The organism is Rothia sp. 11273D007AR, from assembly GCF_053547255.1.
On record NZ_JBPPWJ010000010.1, the window covers coordinates 16,336 to 31,817 of the forward strand.

Annotated in this window: 15 protein-coding genes and 1 tRNA gene; 9 read left to right on the plus strand and 7 right to left on the minus strand. The window is 60.5% G+C overall.

Features of this window, described 5'->3' with window-relative positions:
* Positions 1–32 precede the first annotated feature (32 nt).
* From tmk to yczE, 3 genes are read left to right on the plus strand one after another with little or no spacing between them, the layout of a single operon-like run.
* Positions 33–737, plus strand: a complete 705-nt coding sequence (tmk, locus tag ACED88_RS06885) for a dTMP kinase (RefSeq protein WP_449109137.1) — start codon at positions 33–35, stop codon at positions 735–737.
* Complete coding sequence (locus ACED88_RS06890; RefSeq protein WP_449109138.1) at positions 734–1,891, plus strand: DNA polymerase III subunit delta'; 1,158 nt, start codon at positions 734–736, stop codon at positions 1,889–1,891. The genes tmk and ACED88_RS06890 overlap by 4 nt, the downstream gene beginning before the upstream one ends.
* 33 nt (positions 1,892–1,924) lie before the next feature.
* The gene (gene yczE / locus ACED88_RS06895) at positions 1,925–2,605 is read left to right on the plus strand and encodes a membrane protein YczE (RefSeq protein WP_449109139.1); all 681 of its coding nucleotides are present in this window, start codon (positions 1,925–1,927) and stop codon (positions 2,603–2,605) included.
* Between the two features lie 60 nt (positions 2,606–2,665).
* Here yczE and ACED88_RS06900 read toward each other — a convergent pair whose 3' ends face one another.
* Together ACED88_RS06900 and ACED88_RS06905 are read right to left on the minus strand one after the other, a co-directional pair.
* Positions 2,666–4,030, minus strand: a complete 1,365-nt coding sequence (locus tag ACED88_RS06900) for a DUF711 family protein (RefSeq protein ID WP_449109140.1) — start codon at positions 4,028–4,030, stop codon at positions 2,666–2,668.
* Positions 4,031–4,042: 12 nt separating this feature from the next.
* Positions 4,043–4,312: an ACT domain-containing protein gene (locus tag ACED88_RS06905; RefSeq protein WP_237206077.1), complete on the minus strand. Its 270-nt coding sequence runs from the start codon at positions 4,310–4,312 to the stop codon at positions 4,043–4,045.
* Between ACED88_RS06905 and ACED88_RS06910 the strand changes: the two genes are divergently transcribed.
* The gene (locus ACED88_RS06910; RefSeq protein WP_431463683.1) at positions 4,311–4,457 is read left to right on the plus strand and encodes a hypothetical protein; all 147 of its coding nucleotides are present in this window, start codon (positions 4,311–4,313) and stop codon (positions 4,455–4,457) included. The two genes, ACED88_RS06905 and ACED88_RS06910, sit on opposite strands and share 2 nt — an antisense overlap.
* On the opposite strand, the gene manA is transcribed toward ACED88_RS06910, so the two are convergent.
* Positions 4,454–5,653 (minus strand): mannose-6-phosphate isomerase, class I, encoded by a 1,200-nt coding sequence (gene manA, locus ACED88_RS06915; RefSeq protein WP_449109141.1) that lies wholly within the window; start codon positions 5,651–5,653, stop codon positions 4,454–4,456. The genes ACED88_RS06910 and manA overlap by 4 nt on opposite strands.
* 139 nt (positions 5,654–5,792) lie before the next feature.
* On the opposite strand from manA, the gene ACED88_RS06920 reads away from it, so the two are divergent.
* Positions 5,793–7,196, plus strand: a complete 1,404-nt coding sequence (locus ACED88_RS06920) for a phosphomannomutase/phosphoglucomutase (RefSeq protein WP_449109142.1) — start codon at positions 5,793–5,795, stop codon at positions 7,194–7,196.
* A gap of 164 nt (positions 7,197–7,360) precedes the next feature.
* Here the strand turns inward: ACED88_RS06920 and ACED88_RS06925 are convergent, their stop codons facing one another.
* The gene (locus tag ACED88_RS06925) at positions 7,361–8,548 is read right to left on the minus strand and encodes a globin domain-containing protein (protein WP_449109143.1); all 1,188 of its coding nucleotides are present in this window, start codon (positions 8,546–8,548) and stop codon (positions 7,361–7,363) included.
* A 119-nt stretch (positions 8,549–8,667) separates the two neighbouring features.
* Positions 8,668–9,150, minus strand: coding sequence for an RrF2 family transcriptional regulator (locus ACED88_RS06930; protein ID WP_449107729.1), 483 nt, complete (start codon positions 9,148–9,150; stop codon positions 8,668–8,670).
* A 356-nt stretch (positions 9,151–9,506) separates the two neighbouring features.
* On the opposite strand from ACED88_RS06930, the gene ACED88_RS06935 reads away from it, so the two are divergent.
* Positions 9,507–9,875, plus strand: a complete 369-nt coding sequence (locus ACED88_RS06935) for a hypothetical protein (protein WP_135013333.1) — start codon at positions 9,507–9,509, stop codon at positions 9,873–9,875.
* A gap of 97 nt (positions 9,876–9,972) precedes the next feature.
* Here ACED88_RS06935 and ACED88_RS06940 read toward each other — a convergent pair whose 3' ends face one another.
* Positions 9,973–11,394 carry a sugar ABC transporter ATP-binding protein gene (locus tag ACED88_RS06940; protein WP_449109144.1) on the minus strand — a complete coding sequence of 474 codons (1,422 nt, stop codon included), beginning with the start codon at positions 11,392–11,394 and terminating at the stop codon, positions 9,973–9,975.
* 377 nt (positions 11,395–11,771) lie between these two features.
* Positions 11,772–13,595, minus strand: a complete 1,824-nt coding sequence (locus ACED88_RS06945; RefSeq protein WP_449109145.1) for a phosphoenolpyruvate carboxykinase (GTP) — start codon at positions 13,593–13,595, stop codon at positions 11,772–11,774.
* A gap of 446 nt (positions 13,596–14,041) precedes the next feature.
* Between ACED88_RS06945 and ACED88_RS06950 the strand changes: the two genes are divergently transcribed.
* From ACED88_RS06950 to ACED88_RS06960, 3 genes are all read left to right on the plus strand, one after another.
* Positions 14,042–14,117, plus strand: a tRNA-Arg gene (locus ACED88_RS06950).
* A 217-nt stretch (positions 14,118–14,334) separates the two neighbouring features.
* Positions 14,335–14,655, plus strand: a complete 321-nt coding sequence (locus ACED88_RS06955) for a 2Fe-2S iron-sulfur cluster-binding protein (protein ID WP_185173557.1) — start codon at positions 14,335–14,337, stop codon at positions 14,653–14,655.
* A 5-nt stretch (positions 14,656–14,660) separates the two neighbouring features.
* Positions 14,661–15,440 carry a DUF4232 domain-containing protein gene (locus ACED88_RS06960; RefSeq protein WP_449109146.1) on the plus strand — a complete coding sequence of 260 codons (780 nt, stop codon included), beginning with the start codon at positions 14,661–14,663 and terminating at the stop codon, positions 15,438–15,440.
* Positions 15,441–15,482 lie beyond the last annotated feature (42 nt).

The following is a 15,482-nucleotide window of genomic DNA, read 5'->3' on the forward strand; positions in this document are numbered from 1 at the left end:
GGCAGGCGCAGCGCCTTGGTAGGCTTATACCCGTGACCCACGCACTTTCTTACACCCCAGAAGCCGACCCGGGCGTCCGCCCCCACCTGGCGGACGCGAGCAGCGCGGCCCGCCCCTACCCCGGCACCTTTATCGCCTTCGAAGGCGGGGACGGCTCGGGCAAAACCACCCAGATTAAACTCCTGGCCGACGCCCTAACCGAACGCGGCTACTCGGTGCTGGTCACCCGCGAACCCGGCGGAACCGATATCGGTGAGAAACTCCGCACCCTGGTTCTTGAGCACGGCAACGGTGAGATTGACCCCCACACCGAGGCCCTGATTTTTGCTGCCTCCCGCGCAGCCCACGCCCACCAGAAGATCCGCCCCGCCCTTGAAGCCGGGCAGGTGGTGCTCTGCGACCGCTACATTGATTCTTCAGCCGCCTACCAGGGGGCAGGCCGCGGCCTGGGCATTGACACCGTAGTCGACCTCAGCCGCTGGGCCACCTCTAATCTGCTGCCCGACACCACCATTCTGCTCGATGTGCCCCTGGCCGAAGGACGCTCCCGCGCAGGTGCCCGGGGCGCCGCCGACCGCATGGAATCAGCAGATGACACCTTCCACCGCACCCTACACGCCACCTTCCAGCAGCTAGCCGACGCCACCCCCGAGCGGTACGCCCGCATTGACGGCGCCCGCCCCATCGAGGACGTCCACAAGGACGTGCTGGCAGCAGCCCTGGGGAGTATCGCATGAGCGTCTTTGACACCCTCACCGGCCAGCTCGACGTACGCGCCCAGCTCACCCGCGCCGCCGCCGAAGAGAAACCAACCCACGCCTGGCTCTTCACCGGCCCTCCCGGTGCGGGACGCTCCACCGCTGCCCTGGCCTTCGCCGCCGCCCTGCTCTGCGACCAGCCAGACCCGGCCGCCCGGGGCTGCGGGCACTGCCGCTCCTGCCAGACGGTGCTCAGCGGCTCCCACGCCGACTTCCTGCACTTCACCACCGAAAAGACAACCATCACCATCGAAGAAGCCCGTGACTTCGTGGTCAAAGCCCAGGATCGCCCCGCGGTAGGGCGCTGGCGCGTCATGCTCATTGAGGACGCCGACCGCATGCCCGAACGCACCTCCAACGTGCTACTCAAAGCTATTGAAGAGCCCCCGCCCTACACCATCTGGCTGCTCACCGCCCCCTCGCCCGCGGACGTCCTGGTAACCATTCGCTCCCGCTGCCGCCCGGTCAAGCTACGCCTGCCCTCAGTGGCGGACGTCGCCGCCCGGCTTCTTGCCGACGCGCAGGCAAGCGGCACCCCGCTTGAGCCCCACCAGGCAGACTTCGTAGCCCGCCTGGCCCAGGGCAATCTGGACGTAGCCCACAAGCTAGCCACCGACCCCGAAGCCCGTAAACGACGCAGCACCGTGGTGCAGATGCCCATCACCCTGCGTTCCATTGCCGCTGCCATGGAGGCCGCCGACGACCTCATCACCATCGCCGAGGCAGAAGCCGAAGCGGATGCCGAAGCCCGCAACGAAGCCGAGCGTTCCGCCCTGCTCACTGCCCTGGGTTATGAGGACGGCGAGAAGCTCTCCCCCACCCACCGGGCCCAGGTGCGCCAGCTCGAAGAAGACCAAAAACGCCGCGCCAAGCGCATTCAGACCGACACCCTCGACCGGTTCTTGGCCGACATTCAAACCGTCTTCCGCGATGTGCTCACCGTGCAGCTCTCCACCGGGGCAGACATCATCAACGCCCACCTAGCCGATGACATCTACGCCTACGCCGAGCGCACCAGCCCCGAGCGCACCCTAGCCCACCTCGATACGGTCGCTACCACCCGCCGCCGCATCCGCACCAACGCCGGCGCCCGACTGGCCTTCGAAGCCATGATGACCAGCTTCATCGCCTAGCTCCCTGCCCTTCTCCTGCCAGAAAGCACCCACATGGCCCAGTCCGCTCCCCGTCCGCTCGCCCACCTTGGGCCTCTGCAGCAGTTGCGCGCAGGAAAACTTGCCCTGCGCCTGCCCCTACTCGTGGTCGGTCTGGTAGGTTTCGGGGCCTCCTGTGCCCTACTCATTAAGGCTGGCCTGGGCGCCCTGGGCTGGGACGTACTCACCCTGGGCCTGATGGAAATCACCGGCATGAGCTACGGGGCGCTGACCATTATTACTTCTTTTGTGGTGCTACTCTTCTGGCTGCCCCTCAAAGAAATGCCGGGGCTGGGCACCCTTGCCAACGCTATTTTGGTGGGCCTATCGGCCGATGTAGCGATGGATATCATTCCCGACCCCGCCGGGGTGCTGACCCAGTGGGTCTATCTGGCGGTAGGCATTCTGGCCTTTTCCTTTTTTGACGCCCTCTACTTGGGCGCCCAGTTCGGTTCCGGACCGCGCGACGGGCTCATGACCGGGCTGGTGCGCGTCACCGGCCGTCCCGTCTGGCTAGTACGCACCGTACTAGAGGTGACCGTGGTGGCAGCTGGCATCGCCATGGGCGGCCACTTCGGTGTGGGCACCCTGCTCATCGCTTTTTCTGTGGGACCCCTCATCGGCTGGTTCCTGCCCTACGTGACGGTGCCGCTCACCCCGCGTCCGCGCCCCTCATCAGGGGTAGGTACCACTTAAGTCAGAAAAACCCACCAACCAGGTGGGTTTTTCCGATTTAGATGGTACCTACTGCGGAGGTTAGTTGCGGAAGCCGTGCACCGGGGAGGGGATGCGTCCGCCACGGGCCACAAAGACCTCAGCCGACTCGGGGTGGGCAGGCATAACGGGGGCGCGGCCCAGCAGACCACCAAACTCCACCATCTCACCGACCTCCAGGCCGATCGCCGGAATGACGCGCACAGCGGTAGTCTTGTGGTTCATGACGCCAATCGCGGCCTCATCGGCAATCATGGCAGAAATGGTTGCAGCCGAGGTATCGCCGGGAATCGCCACCATGTCTAGGCCCACGGAACAAATCGCGGTCATAGCTTCGAGCTTATCGAGGGTAATCTTGCCGGCAGCAGCAGCTTCAATCATGCCGATATCCTCAGAAATCGGGATGAAGGAGCCCGAGAGGCCACCCACGTGCGAACAGGCCATGAGCCCGCCCTTCTTCACCGCGTCATTGAGCAGGGCCAGGGCAGCAACGGTGCCGTGGGTACCCACCGACTCAAGACCCATCTCTTCGAGCACGTGGGCTACCGAGTCGCCGACCTCGGCGGTGGGGGCCAGAGAGAGGTCGACGATACCGAACTCCACGCCCAGGCGCTCAGCGGCCAGGGTGCCCACCAGCTGACCCATGCGGGTAATCTTAAAGGCCGCCTTCTTAATAGCTTCAGCACAGTCGTCGAAGGACGCCCCGCGCACCTTCTCGAGGGCACGCTTGACCACGCCGGGGCCAGAGACACCCACCGAGATAACGGTGTCGGCCTCCTGCACCCCGTGGAAGGCACCTGCCATGAAGGGGTTGTCAGATACAGCGTTGGCAAAAACCACCAGCTTGGAGCAGCCAAAGCCGTGGGCTTCAGCGGAGCCCTCAGCGGTCTCGCGAATGACCTCGCCCATGGTGCGCACAGCGGTCATGTTGATACCGGCCCGGGACGAGCCGATATTCACCGACGCACAGACCACATCGGTTTCGTTCAGGGCACGCGGAATAGAGCGCATGAGCTTCTCATCAGCCGGGGTAGCGCCCTTATCAACCAGGGCGGTGAAGCCACCGATGAAGTTAACCCCCACAGCCTTAGCAGCGGCGTCCAGGGTTTTGGCGAACTCCACGTAGTCCTCATCGTTCGAGGCACCCGCCACCAGGGCAATCGGGGTCACCGAAATACGCTTATTGATAATGGGAATGCCGAGCTCGGCCTCAATACCCTCAGCTACCTCAACCAGACGGGCTGCGCGGGAGGTGATTTTGTCGTAAATCTTCTGGCGGGCTACCTCACCGTCAGAATCGGCGCAATCCAGCAGAGAGATCCCCATGGTCACCGTGCGGATATCGAGCTTATCTTCCTCGATCATCTGCAGGGTCTCAAGAACGTTACCGGAACGGTCACTAAACATAGTCGGTAACTCCTAGAGGGTGTGCATGGCCTGGAAGATGGCGTCAGACTGAATACGAATCTGCACGCGCTGCTCTTCTTCAACCGGCTTCATAGCCTCTTGCAGGTCAGTAATCGACTGGGCAGAATCATCGAAGCTCCCCTGCAGAATCATGGTGAAGTAGCCCTGCATGAGGGTCTGCGACAGATTCTCGATATTAACCTTGCGCTCAGCGAGCTTGGTGGTGACACCGGCAATGATGCCTTCGTGGTCAAGGCCGGTGACAGTCAGAATGATTTTCATGGGCTTCCTTGTGGGAGTTATCGGCTCTTCCCCCGGCTGGGGAGGTGGAGCGCCGGACGTCGTCCCTACCTACTTTACCCAGCTCTCCCCCGCACCTGCTCTAGATGACGGAAAGGCGCCGCGCGGCGGCGTCCTTCCGCCTTAGCGCTGGGCTGCGATGTAGAGTTCGCCTGCGCCGGTGACGGTCACCTCGGTGGGTTCACCCACGTACATGACCGACTGGGTGCCGGTCAGGGTGAAGGTCTTGACCTCGTCGCTGACCACAACGGTGCCACCTGCACACAGGGCGGTGGCTACACCGGCCAGGGGCAGGGTGATGGTTTCGCCCTCTTCAACGACCAGGTGGGTGACAGACAGGCGTTCATCCCACATGGAGTACTCGGCGGCCTTCTCACTGGTGGGGGTAGGACGCTGGATGGTAGGTGCGCCCTGGCCCTCACCGAGGATCTTGATGAGTTCTTCCTCGTCAATGTGCTTGGGGGTAAGACCGGCACGCATGACGTTATCTGAGGGGTTCATCAGCTCAATAGCGGTACCCGAGACGTAGGCGTGCACCTGGCCGTCGGGAGTGTAGGCAGAGTCGCCGGGGGCAAGGTAGACCAGGTTCATGACCAGAGCGACCAGCAGGCCGCGGTCGCCGGGGTACTTGCTGTCAATCAGGATTACTAGCTCGGCAACACCGGCAGCGGTTGATTCAGCGCCGGGAACTTCACCGTTCTTGGCAATCCAAGCGCGTGCGGACGCGACGGTCTGCTCGACAGCTGCCGCGGCGGCGTCCTGCGGCATGCGGATAATGACGGTGAGTAGCTCCTTGGCGGTCTTAGCCGCGCCCAGAGCACCGGTGAGCCAGGGCAGGGAGAAGTGCTCAGCGATAGCGCGCAGCTCCGCGAACTCGCGCACACCGGTCAGGATGCGCATGGGCGACAGGGCGATAACGGTTTCGGGCTTAGAGAAGCGATCCTTGTAGTTACGGGCCGGGTCATCAAGGGCGATGCCGCGGGCGTTCTCGTCCGCGAACCCTGCCTGGGCCTGCTCGTCGGTAGGGTGCACCTGAATCGACAGGGGAGATTCAATCGCCAGAATCTTAAAAAGGAAGGGGAAGGTGTCGCTGGTGCGCTGCGGGTTGAGGAAGCGGGAAGGCTGCTCACCCACCAGGGCATCGAGCGGGAAGGCGCCGCCGTCCACGTGAGCTACGGAGGGGGCGGATGAGTGCGCACCCACCCACAGCTCAGCCTCCGGCTGCTCGGTGGGGGCGGGGACGCCGCGCATAAGGGCCAGTGTCTCGTAGGAGCCCCAGGCGTAGTTCTGAATCGGATTATCTAAAGAAAAAAGTTCACCCATAGGCACCATCAAACCATGCTCCTGCCCCACCTTGGGTCAGTTTATGACCCAGAAAGCTGGTGTTTATCGCCATAAATCACACAGGAAATCTGTCTAGATACTGTCTAAACAGGTCACGGGGCAATTAGACTTACCTTTCGTGAATACTATTGATTTAACCGCATCTTTTAAGGCTTACGATGTTCGCGGCATCGTGGGCGAAACCATCACCGCCGAGACCGTTCGCGCAACCGGCGCAGCTTTCGTAGACGTTCTCGGTCTGGCAGGTCAGGACGTCCTGGTGGGCGCCGACATGCGCCCCTCCGGCCCCGAGTTCATGGTTGCTTTCGCTGAGGGCGCTACCGCCCGCGGCGCTAACGTCATCAACATCGGCCTGATTTCTACCGACGAGCTCTACTTCGCCTGCGGCGTTGAGAACGCTGCCGGTGTCACCTTCACCGCCTCCCACAACCCTGCCGAGTACAACGGCATGAAGATGTCTAAGGCAGGTGCTGTTCCCCTCTCATCAGAGTCCGGTCTCTTTGATATTCGTGACCTAGCCCAGAAGTACCTGAACGAGGGTGAAATTCCCGCCGTTGAGGTTCCCGGTTCTGTATCTGAGAAGGACGTTCTCAAGGCCTACTCAGAGTACCTGCGTAACCTGGTTGACCTCTCGGGCATCCGCCCCCTCAAGGTTGTTGTGGACGCCGGTAACGGCATGGGCGGCATGACCACCCCCGCTGTACTGGGCGACTCCATTTTGCCCGGCCTGCCCCTGGAAATTGTGCCCCTCTACTTCGAGCTGGATGGCACCTTCCCCAACCACCCCGCCAACCCCCTGGAGCCTGCCAACCTGGTTGACCTGCAGAAGGCTGTTGTTGAGCACGGTGCAGATATCGGCCTGGCTTTCGACGGCGACGCCGACCGCTGCTTCGTCATCGACGAGAAGGGCGAGCCCGTTACTCCGTCCGCTATTACCGCCCTGGTGGCTGAGCGTGAGATTGCCCGTGCCAAGGCTGAGGGCAACGACGAGCCCGTCATCATCTACAACCTGATTACCTCCAAGGCTGTACCCGAGCTGGTTGAGAAGCTGGGTGGCCGCGCTATTAAGACCCGCGTGGGTCACTCCTTCATCAAGGCTGTGATGGCCGAAGAGTCCGGCGTCTTTGGTGGCGAGCACTCCGCTCACTACTACTTCAAGGACTTCTTCAACGCCGACACCGGTATGCTGGCCGCCATGCACGTGCTGGCTGCTCTGGGCGAAAGCGAGCAGCCCCTCTCTGAGCTGGGTGCTGTCTACTCCCCCTACGTTCCTTCCGGCGAAATTAACTCTGAGCTGGAAGACAAGGCCGGTGCTATCGCCCGCGTTGCCGACTTCTTCGGCGACACCGTTGAGGTCTCCGACATGGACGGCACCACCTTCGAGCACAAGACCGAGGGCTGGTGGGCCAACCTGCGCCCCTCCAACACCGAGCCCTTCCTGCGTCTGAACCTTGAGGCCCCCGACCAGGCCACCATGGAGCGCGTGCGCGATACCATCTTGAAGATCGTACGCGAGGGCTAAGCACCCCAAGCACCTCCACTTTGTACCAGCTCCTGCCCACTTTTCAGGCTTAAAGTGAGCAGGGCGCGGTACACATAAGGTAGATACCAGGACGCCCGCCCCGCTTTCCTGCCATACGGCAAGGAAGGTGGGGCGGGCGTCCTTTTATCTACCCTTGGGCCAGCTTAGGCGGCGCGGGCCTGGTCGTGCAGCATCCACTGGTCAGGGCCAAAGATCTCATACTGGATGTTGGTGCCGGGCACGCCAGCTTCGATCAGCTGGGAGCGGACGCCCTGCATGAAGCCCAGAGGGCCACACAGGTAGGCAGAAGCGTTAGCGGGCACGTTGAGCTCAGCCACGTTGACGCGGCCCTCGAAGGTGCCCTCGCCAGCGGCCTCGATGAAGGAGACCAGGCGGCCGTTTTCGAGCATCTCAACGTAGGTGGTCATCTCATCGCGCAGGGGCCAGGTGGTGAAGGAGCGGTCGGCGTGCACCACGACGACCTCGCGCTTGGAGCCGGTTGCTGCCAGTTCGGACAGGAAGGCAATCATGGGGGTGACGCCGATACCGGCTGAGAAGAGGTAAAGGGGCTGGGACTCGTCGTCGCCGAACCCACCCAGGGTGACGTCACCGTAGGGGTTGGAGACCTCAACGATAGCGCCGACCTGCAGCTCGTGCAGAATGGGGGTCATTTCGCCGGCGGTATCGAGCTTGATGGCGACGCGACGCTGGTTCTTCTCGGCGGGCAGCAGGGTGAACTGGCGGGCCTGGCGCAGGCCGTCCTTAGCCTTGGTAACGATCGAAACGTACTGGCCGGCAACGGCGTCGGTCATAGCAACGGCGTTGGCGGGCTCGAAGGTAAGGTCGAGCACGTTCTCGCCGGTTTCCTTGCGCTCTACCAGGCGGAAGGGGGCGAACATGACGTCGTTGGCCTGGGAGGCGTAGAGGCCCTTTTCGAGTTTAATGAGGGCGTCGGCCATGAGCCAGTAGACCTCGGTCCAGGCTTCTGCGATTTCGGGGGTCAGAATATCGCCCAGGTTAGCGGCGATAGCCTCGAAGAGGTACTTGTAGACGGTGGGGTATTCTTCTTCGCGCAGGCCCAGCGAGGCGTGCTTGTGGGCGACGCGGGAGAGTACCTCGTCGGGGTACTTATCGGGGTTGGCCAGGATGTAGGAGGCAAAGACCGCGATGGAGCCGGCCAGGGCCTTGGGCTGGGTGCCTTCGAGCTGGGATGAGCGGGAGAACATGCCGTCGAGCAGGTCGGGGCGGGCGGCGAACATGCGCTGGTAGAAGTCGGGGGTGATGTCGTTAATCCGCTCGGCGATGACGGGGAGGGTTGCCTCGATGACGGGGCGGGACTTAGCAGAGAGCATGGCTCCTCCTTGGTGACAGAGTGTTGTTAAACCAACATCAATCTAGCATACAGAATACTAGTTTTGGGAGAAAAAGAACCGCCTCCGTGCTCGAAGTACGGAAGCGGCGATGAAACGGCTTATGAGGCAAAGGACGCCTGGGGCAACTTTTTCGTCTGGGCCAGGGGGCCAAGACCCAGTTCCAGGAAAACCGGCCCCATCTGCTTCTCGTTGGGCAGTTCAGAAATAACAACGGGATCAAGCACTTTGAAAAATTCTTCGCGGGCGTTAGCCAGAATTTTTTTCAGGGAACAGGCATGACGCATGGGGCAGTCATTAGCCCCGCCTTCACACTCCACCATGGGGATATCCCCTTCCGAGGCACGGAGCACCTGCCCCACGGTGGCTCGGGCGCCAGCTTCTGACAGGCGAACACCACCGGTACGCCCGCGGGTGGATTCCACCAGCCCCAGGTTGGCCAAAAAGGCCACCGACTTAGCTACATGGTTGTAGGGAGTGCCGACCCCCTCTGCAATTTTCTGGGTAGAGATCTGCTCCCCCTCTAGGCCCGAAAGCAGCATTAGGACGCGCAGTGACACGTCAGAAAATGCGGTAAGACGCACGGGCCAACTCCTTAATTCATCGGCGGGCAGATAAAGCTTTCTTTCACGGTACCGCTAAAAAGGTTCACGATTCAACCTTCGGTCTCATCACTGCTGTCACACCATTACTCCAGCGTCAGCAGATACCGGTTGCAAGTGCACTTAGGTGCAAGGAGCTTCACACGGCACACCTGTCCAGTCACTTGTAGCAGTTCGAGCCCCTGTGAGAGTAGTATTGATACTGTAAACACTCGCGGGCACGCACCCAGTCATCACACACCAGCTGAAGACAAGGGCTAGGCTGACCGCACCCACCGTCTCTTCACCTGCCGCTCCCCCGTAGCGGGCCTGTGCAGAACTAGACATAAGGAATTATCTTGTCACAGCTTGATACCTCCATCCAGGAACTCCTGTCCATTGAAGGCGCAACCGGTGCAGCTCTCGTTGATATCTCCTCCGGTATGGCTCTTGCCTCCGGCGGTTCACCCGGTTTCGACCTGACTGTTGCTGCCGCTGGTAACTCCAACGTAGTACGTGCCAAGCTCAAGACCATGAACGACCTGGGTCTGAACGGCAACATCGAAGACATCATGATTACCCTGTCTTCCCAGTACCACCTGATTAACGTGCTGAACGCTTCAGAGACCTCAGGCCTCTTCGTCTACCTGGTGCTCGACCGTAACACCGCTAACCTGGCTCTGGCTCGTCACAAGCTGAACGCCATCTCAGGCCGCATCTCCCTGTAAGTCGCAGGTAGAGGCAGTCTCTCAAGCCTGATAGCTCAAGAACCCCGGCAGATTACCTTGCCGGGGTTCTTTGTAGCGTTAGGACGCCGGTGGGCGGCTAGACCAGGTCTTCGCCCAGGGCCTCGCCCATGAGGGTGTCTTCGGTCGCGGCCTTGTTCTGCTGGATTGAGACAAGTTCGCCGGAGCGCATCACAGCGATGCGGTTGCAGAGGCCGATGAGCTCAGACATGTCTGACCCAATCAGGATAATAGAGGTACCCTTTTCGGTGAGTTCGGTCAGCATCTTGTAAATCTCGCTCTTAGCGCTCACGTCGATGCCGCGGGTGGGGTGGTTGAGAATCAGAATCTCGCAGTCGGTGGTCATCCAGCGGGCCAGGGCGACCTTCTGCTGGTCACCACCCGAGAGCTTACCGACTTCACCCTGAATATTGGTGGTCTTGATGCGCAGCTTCTGAATCTGCTCAGCTACCTCACGTAGGGCAGATACCTCGTGCAAGAAGCCTTCGGGGCTTTCCTTGAGGCCGGCGTTTTCCATCAGGGTCTTAGCGATGGAGCGTTCGTTGGCCAGGCCCAGCTCATCGTCATTATCTGACAGATAGCCAATACCGTGGGCAACCGATTCCTCGGGGGAGCCGATAGTGGCGTCCTCGCCGTTAATCTTGAGGGTGCCAAACTTGGCGGTCTCGTCCACGCCCACCAGAGCCGCTGCGACCTCGTTGATACCTGAGCGTCGCAGGCCGGTCAGACCAAAAATCTCACCGCGGTCTACGGAGAAGCTGACGTTGTTGAGAGAGCCCTTGGCGCTCGTCAGGTTCTCGATCACCAGCTTGGCGTCCTCGCCCGCGAACTCGTCAGGGCGTCCACCCATCTCGATTTCACGGTTGAACATCTTAAAGGCAATTTCTTCGGCAGTCATCGTACCGGGGTTAATCTCGGTATTGATGGTACCCTCAGAAAGGATGACAGCGCGGTTTGCCAGGGACCGGATCTCGTCGATGTGGTGGGTTATGTAAATAACCGCGCGACCTTCGGCGGCCAGCTTACGGGTCACCTCGTGGAGCTGGTAAATTTCGTAGTCGTTGAAGGTTGCAGCGACTTCGTCCATGAGCACCAGACGGGTGTTCTCGGCTTCCATACGCACAACTTCGACCAAGGCCTGCTCAGCACGGACCAAATCGCCCATCTTAGCGCGGGGGTCTACTGCCAGGCCAATTTCTGAAATGAGTTCCTGGGCACGGGCAACCTGAGCTTCTTCCTCTTCACCAGCGTGCTCGGTGGAGCGGAAAATCGCCTGAGCGACGGTAAGTTCGGGATCCACCTTGAATTTCTGGCGGATTGAACCAACACCGGCTTCAAGAGCTTCTTCGGGGGTGTGGGGGGCGTACTTTTCACCGTCTAGAGTGATCGTGCCACCACCGGGGCGATCCCAGCCACCCAGAATTGACAGGAAGGTTGACTTTCCTGCACCGTTTTCGCCGAGAAGACCTACGATCTCACCGGCAGCTACCTCTAAATTCACGCCTTTAAGTGCGCGAAGGTGCTCGTGGTTCTTGGTGAGGTTCTTGACACTCAGCAGATTTCCCACTCTGTTCTTTCCTTCCAACATGCGAGTGATATACCCATGACGCCGTGCACGAAGCTCTGTGGTAGGTCGGTGGCTAGCCGATGAGCTTGTGGGGGAAGCACAGCAAGAGTACACAGTATTCAGCCATTCTTAAGCATTCTACAGAATATTAAGTCGGCTTTACGTCCACTCTTTGGGGTCGTCCTACTACGCCCATGAGGTTAAGGAGGTGACCTGTATAAAAAGTTTTTATACAGGTCACCTCCTTAACCGTGTCGCCATTTTACTTTCGGTTGCAAGGACGCCCGCCGCAGCCTGCGGGGGCACGCGCCCTAGTTCAGTTCAGCGGCTAGGGCATCGCGCTGGGCGTGAATTTCAGCGGGTACCTTGTCGCCGAGGAAGGCCAGCCATTCGTCGATTCCGGGCAGTTCCTGGGCCCACTCGTCCTTGTCGACAGCCAGGGCAGCGGTGAGTTCGGTATCGCTGATATCGAGGCCGGTGAGGTCGAGGTCGCTCTTGCCGGGCACCACGCCGAGGAAGGTTTCTTGGCCGCCAGCCTTGCCATCCAGTCGGTCGAAGATCCACTTGACCACGCGGGAGTTCTCGCCAAAGCCGGGCCAGGCGAAGCCACCGTCGGGGGTGCGGCGGAACCAGTTGACGTAGTAAATCTTGGGCATGTTCTCTTCGCCGTGCTTCTTGCCCAGGTCAATCCAGTGCTGGATGTAGTCACCGGCGTTGTAGCCGATGAAGGGCAGCATAGCCATGGGGTCGCGGCGGACCACACCCACAGCACCCTTGGCGGCAGCGGTGGTCTCGGATGAGAGGGTTACGCCACGGAAGACACCCTGCTCCCAGCTGGAAGCCTCAGCCACCAGGGGCACGGTGGTCTTGCGGCGGCCACCGAAGATGATGGCGGAGAGGGGCACACCGTCCGGTGCGTAGTACTCTTCAGCCAGCATGTCTGCCTGGGAAATAGGGGTGCAGAAACGCGAGTTGGGGTGGGCAGCAGGACGGCCAGATTCAGGCGTCCAGTCATTACCCTGCCAGTCAATCAGGTGCTCGGGCACCTCGTCGGTCTTACCCTCCCACCAGACAGAGTTATCGTCGGTGAGGGCCACGTTGGTGAAGATGGTGTTGCCCTTGGCAATGGCGCGCATGGCGTTGGGGTTGGTGGACCAGCCGGTACCCGGGGCTACGCCGAAGAGGCCTGCCTCGGGGTTGACGACGAAGGGCTTGCCGTCACGGAATTCGATCCAGGCAATGTCGTCGCCAACCATTTCGGCCTTCCAGCCGTCAATGGTGGGGTCCATCATGGCAAAGTTGGTCTTGCCACACGCTGAAGGGAAGGCTGCCGAGATGTACTTGCTCTCACCTTCGGGGTTGGTCATCTTAAGCACCAGCATGTGCTCGGCCATCCAGCCTTCGTCATGACCGATGGCTGAAGCAATACGCAGGGCGTAGCACTTCTTACCCAGCAGAGCGTTACCACCGTAGCCGGAACCGAAGGACCAGATTTCACGATCCTCGGGAAACTGCACAATGTACTTTTCGGGGTTGCAGGGCCAGGGGACGTCCGCCTGCCCATCGGCGAGAGGCGCACCGACAGAATGCAGGGCCTTGACGAAGAAGGCCTCGGTTTCGGTCATCTTCTTCAGCACATCAGAACCGATGGTTGCCATGATGCGCATAGACGTGACGACGTAAGCAGAGTCGGTGATTTCAACACCGAACTTGGGGTTGGTGGCGTCCAGTGAGCCCATGACGAAAGGAATGACGTACATGGTGCGGCCCCGCATCGAACCTGTGAAGAGCTCGGTCAGAGTGCCCTTCATTTCGGCAGGGTCACGCCAGTTGTTGGTAGGGCCAGCGCCCTCTTCGGTCGCTGAACAAATAAAGGTACGCTCTTCCACACGAGCTACATCGTCGGGGTCAGAGAAGGCAACGTAAGAGTTTGGAAACTCATGGTCACTGAGCTTACGGAAGGTACCGGCCTCAACCAGTTCGCCGGCCAGACGGTCGTATTCTTCCTGCGAACCATCGGCCCAGTAGATACGCTCAGGCTGAGTCATCTGGGCAATATCAGCAACCCACTGCAGCAGTTCTGCGTGAGTGGTGGGTGCCTGTGCGGTTACGTTGTCGATTGAAATGTCAGTCATCTGACGCTTCCCCTTATAAATCGTTGACCTGAAACACTCCACTGTGCCTCAGGTAAGTATGCGCCGCTCCCCTAACTACCTGCCTACAGGCCGATAGAAACAGAAAAACGCGCCACCCATATCAATGAATAAACGCGTCGTGCGGTGCACTTTCACTTCATCGTGTGTTTCCAGGGTACATAGCTCAACCCGGTTTGTCCTCATTGGTATGTAAATATTTCGTTACAGACCCATAAGAATGTGGCCTGACCAACACCCAGGGCGCCCTAGTAAGTTTTTTCAACTTTCTTCACCCCCTATTTTTCCGCGTGTTTACGCGGTTTTCACCCCCATCTTTAGCTTTTTTGAGAGCAGGGTCACCCATTTTCGATTTGCACACCGGAGCAAACCTGCGTAATGTATTACCTGTTGCCGCGACGGGCTGACACAGCCGGTCAACGCATGATGCGCCTGTAGCTCAACGGATAGAGCATCTGACTACGGATCAGAAGGTTGGGGGTTCGAATCCCTTCGGGCGCACCACATATCAAACCGGTCTCCTTTGGGAGGCCGGTTTTTTGTTATCTGCACCCGCCCATCGCTCAGCCTAACATCCTGTCACGGAGCTAGCGGCAGGCGTCCGCTCATCGTAGTTTTAACCACAAAAAGCGGGGTTAGATGGCCCGCCACCCATAAAATAGGGACAGAACCAAGACCAGCAGCCTCAGAGCTGCCCCCCCCCCCCAGCACAGGAGAACACATGAGCGTAAACATCACGGTCACCGACGAGAACGGCACCACCAAGGACGTCACCTGGGAACCCCACCAGACTATGCTTGAGGCCGTCCTTGCCGCGGGCTTCCCGGTACTGGCTACCTGCGGTGGCAACGCCTCTTGCGCCACCTGCCATGCCTTCATCGACCCCGAGCACATCGAGGCAACCCTGCCCCGCGAAGAAGCAGAAGAAGACCTGCTCGACATGATTGACGATATCGCCAACGAATGCTCCCGCCTGAGCTGCCAGACCGAATACACCGAGGGAATGGACGGGGCACACGTCACCCTGCAGCCCGGAATGTAGGCTGCATGAAGATACGCACCCCCCTTCTCCCCCTCGCAGCTCTAGGTCTGCTAACCGTTCTCACGGCGTGTGGTAGTGCCACCACCGGCACTACCACTGCTGAGAGCACCCCCAGCAGCTCATCTGTAGCGGCGGCATCGGCCCCGGCGTCCCCCACCGGCAGCCCAGCACCCACCAGCGCTTCTCCTTCTCCATCGGTCACAACACCTCAGCCAACCGTGCAAGAGGTTGAACCGACCCCAAGCGTCTCTGCAACCCCTGAACCGGTGCCTACCGGCACTGTCGTTACCGTAGAGCCAACCGCCAGCGCGCCTGCTCCGGCGGTCACAGGTAGACAGCTCGCTAGCTCGGCTGCCGGTGTAGCGGTCTGCGACTACGACCAGCTTTACATCGAAGCAGCTGTTGCTGAAGGTGGTGGTGCAGCTGGCTCTCGTTATATCACTCTGACATTCAACAACACCGGCAGCACCAACTGCACCATGAGCGGCTACCCCGCTGTGCACTATGTCAATGCTGCTGGTCAGCAGGTAGGTGCAGCAGCTGCGAACGCTACCGAGTGGTCGTCCTCGGGTGGCGTGATTGCCCCGGGTAGCTCCCTGACAGCTACCCTGCGCGAAACCCGCGCCCAGCTCTACGGGGACACCTGCCAGAGCGTTTCCGCGGCCGGTTACTCGATTCAAGCTCCCGGTTCCTCCCAGGCCCTGGTGCTGAACTTTGCAGCAGAGGCCTGCTCTAACCCTGCCGTCGCCCAGCTGTCGGTGGGCGCTGTGGGGGCCACCCCCTAAAACAGTGCGCCCAGCGTCCTCACGCTGAACCCCGGGCGTATC

Bases quoted from the DNA above. Each gene is read 5' to 3' on its own strand.
- ACED88_RS06925 (WP_449109143.1), bottom strand. From the start codon at position 8,548: ATGCTCTCTGCTAAGTCCCGCCCCGTCATCGAGGCAACCCTCCCCGTC.
- ACED88_RS06905 (WP_237206077.1), bottom strand. From the start codon at position 4,312: ATGAAAATCATTCTGACTGTCACCGGCCTTGACCACGAAGGCATCATT.
- ACED88_RS06945 (WP_449109145.1), bottom strand. From the start codon at position 13,595: ATGACTGACATTTCAATCGACAACGTAACCGCACAGGCACCCACCACT.
- ACED88_RS06900 (WP_449109140.1), bottom strand. From the start codon at position 4,030: ATGTTTAGTGACCGTTCCGGTAACGTTCTTGAGACCCTGCAGATGATC.
- ACED88_RS06960 (WP_449109146.1), top strand. From the start codon at position 14,661: ATGAAGATACGCACCCCCCTTCTCCCCCTCGCAGCTCTAGGTCTGCTA.
- ACED88_RS06955 (WP_185173557.1), top strand. From the start codon at position 14,335: ATGAGCGTAAACATCACGGTCACCGACGAGAACGGCACCACCAAGGAC.
- yczE (WP_449109139.1), top strand. From the start codon at position 1,925: ATGGCCCAGTCCGCTCCCCGTCCGCTCGCCCACCTTGGGCCTCTGCAG.
- ACED88_RS06910 (WP_431463683.1), top strand. From the start codon at position 4,311: ATGGGCTTCCTTGTGGGAGTTATCGGCTCTTCCCCCGGCTGGGGAGGT.
- ACED88_RS06890 (WP_449109138.1), top strand. From the start codon at position 734: ATGAGCGTCTTTGACACCCTCACCGGCCAGCTCGACGTACGCGCCCAG.
- manA (WP_449109141.1), bottom strand. From the start codon at position 5,653: ATGGGTGAACTTTTTTCTTTAGATAATCCGATTCAGAACTACGCCTGG.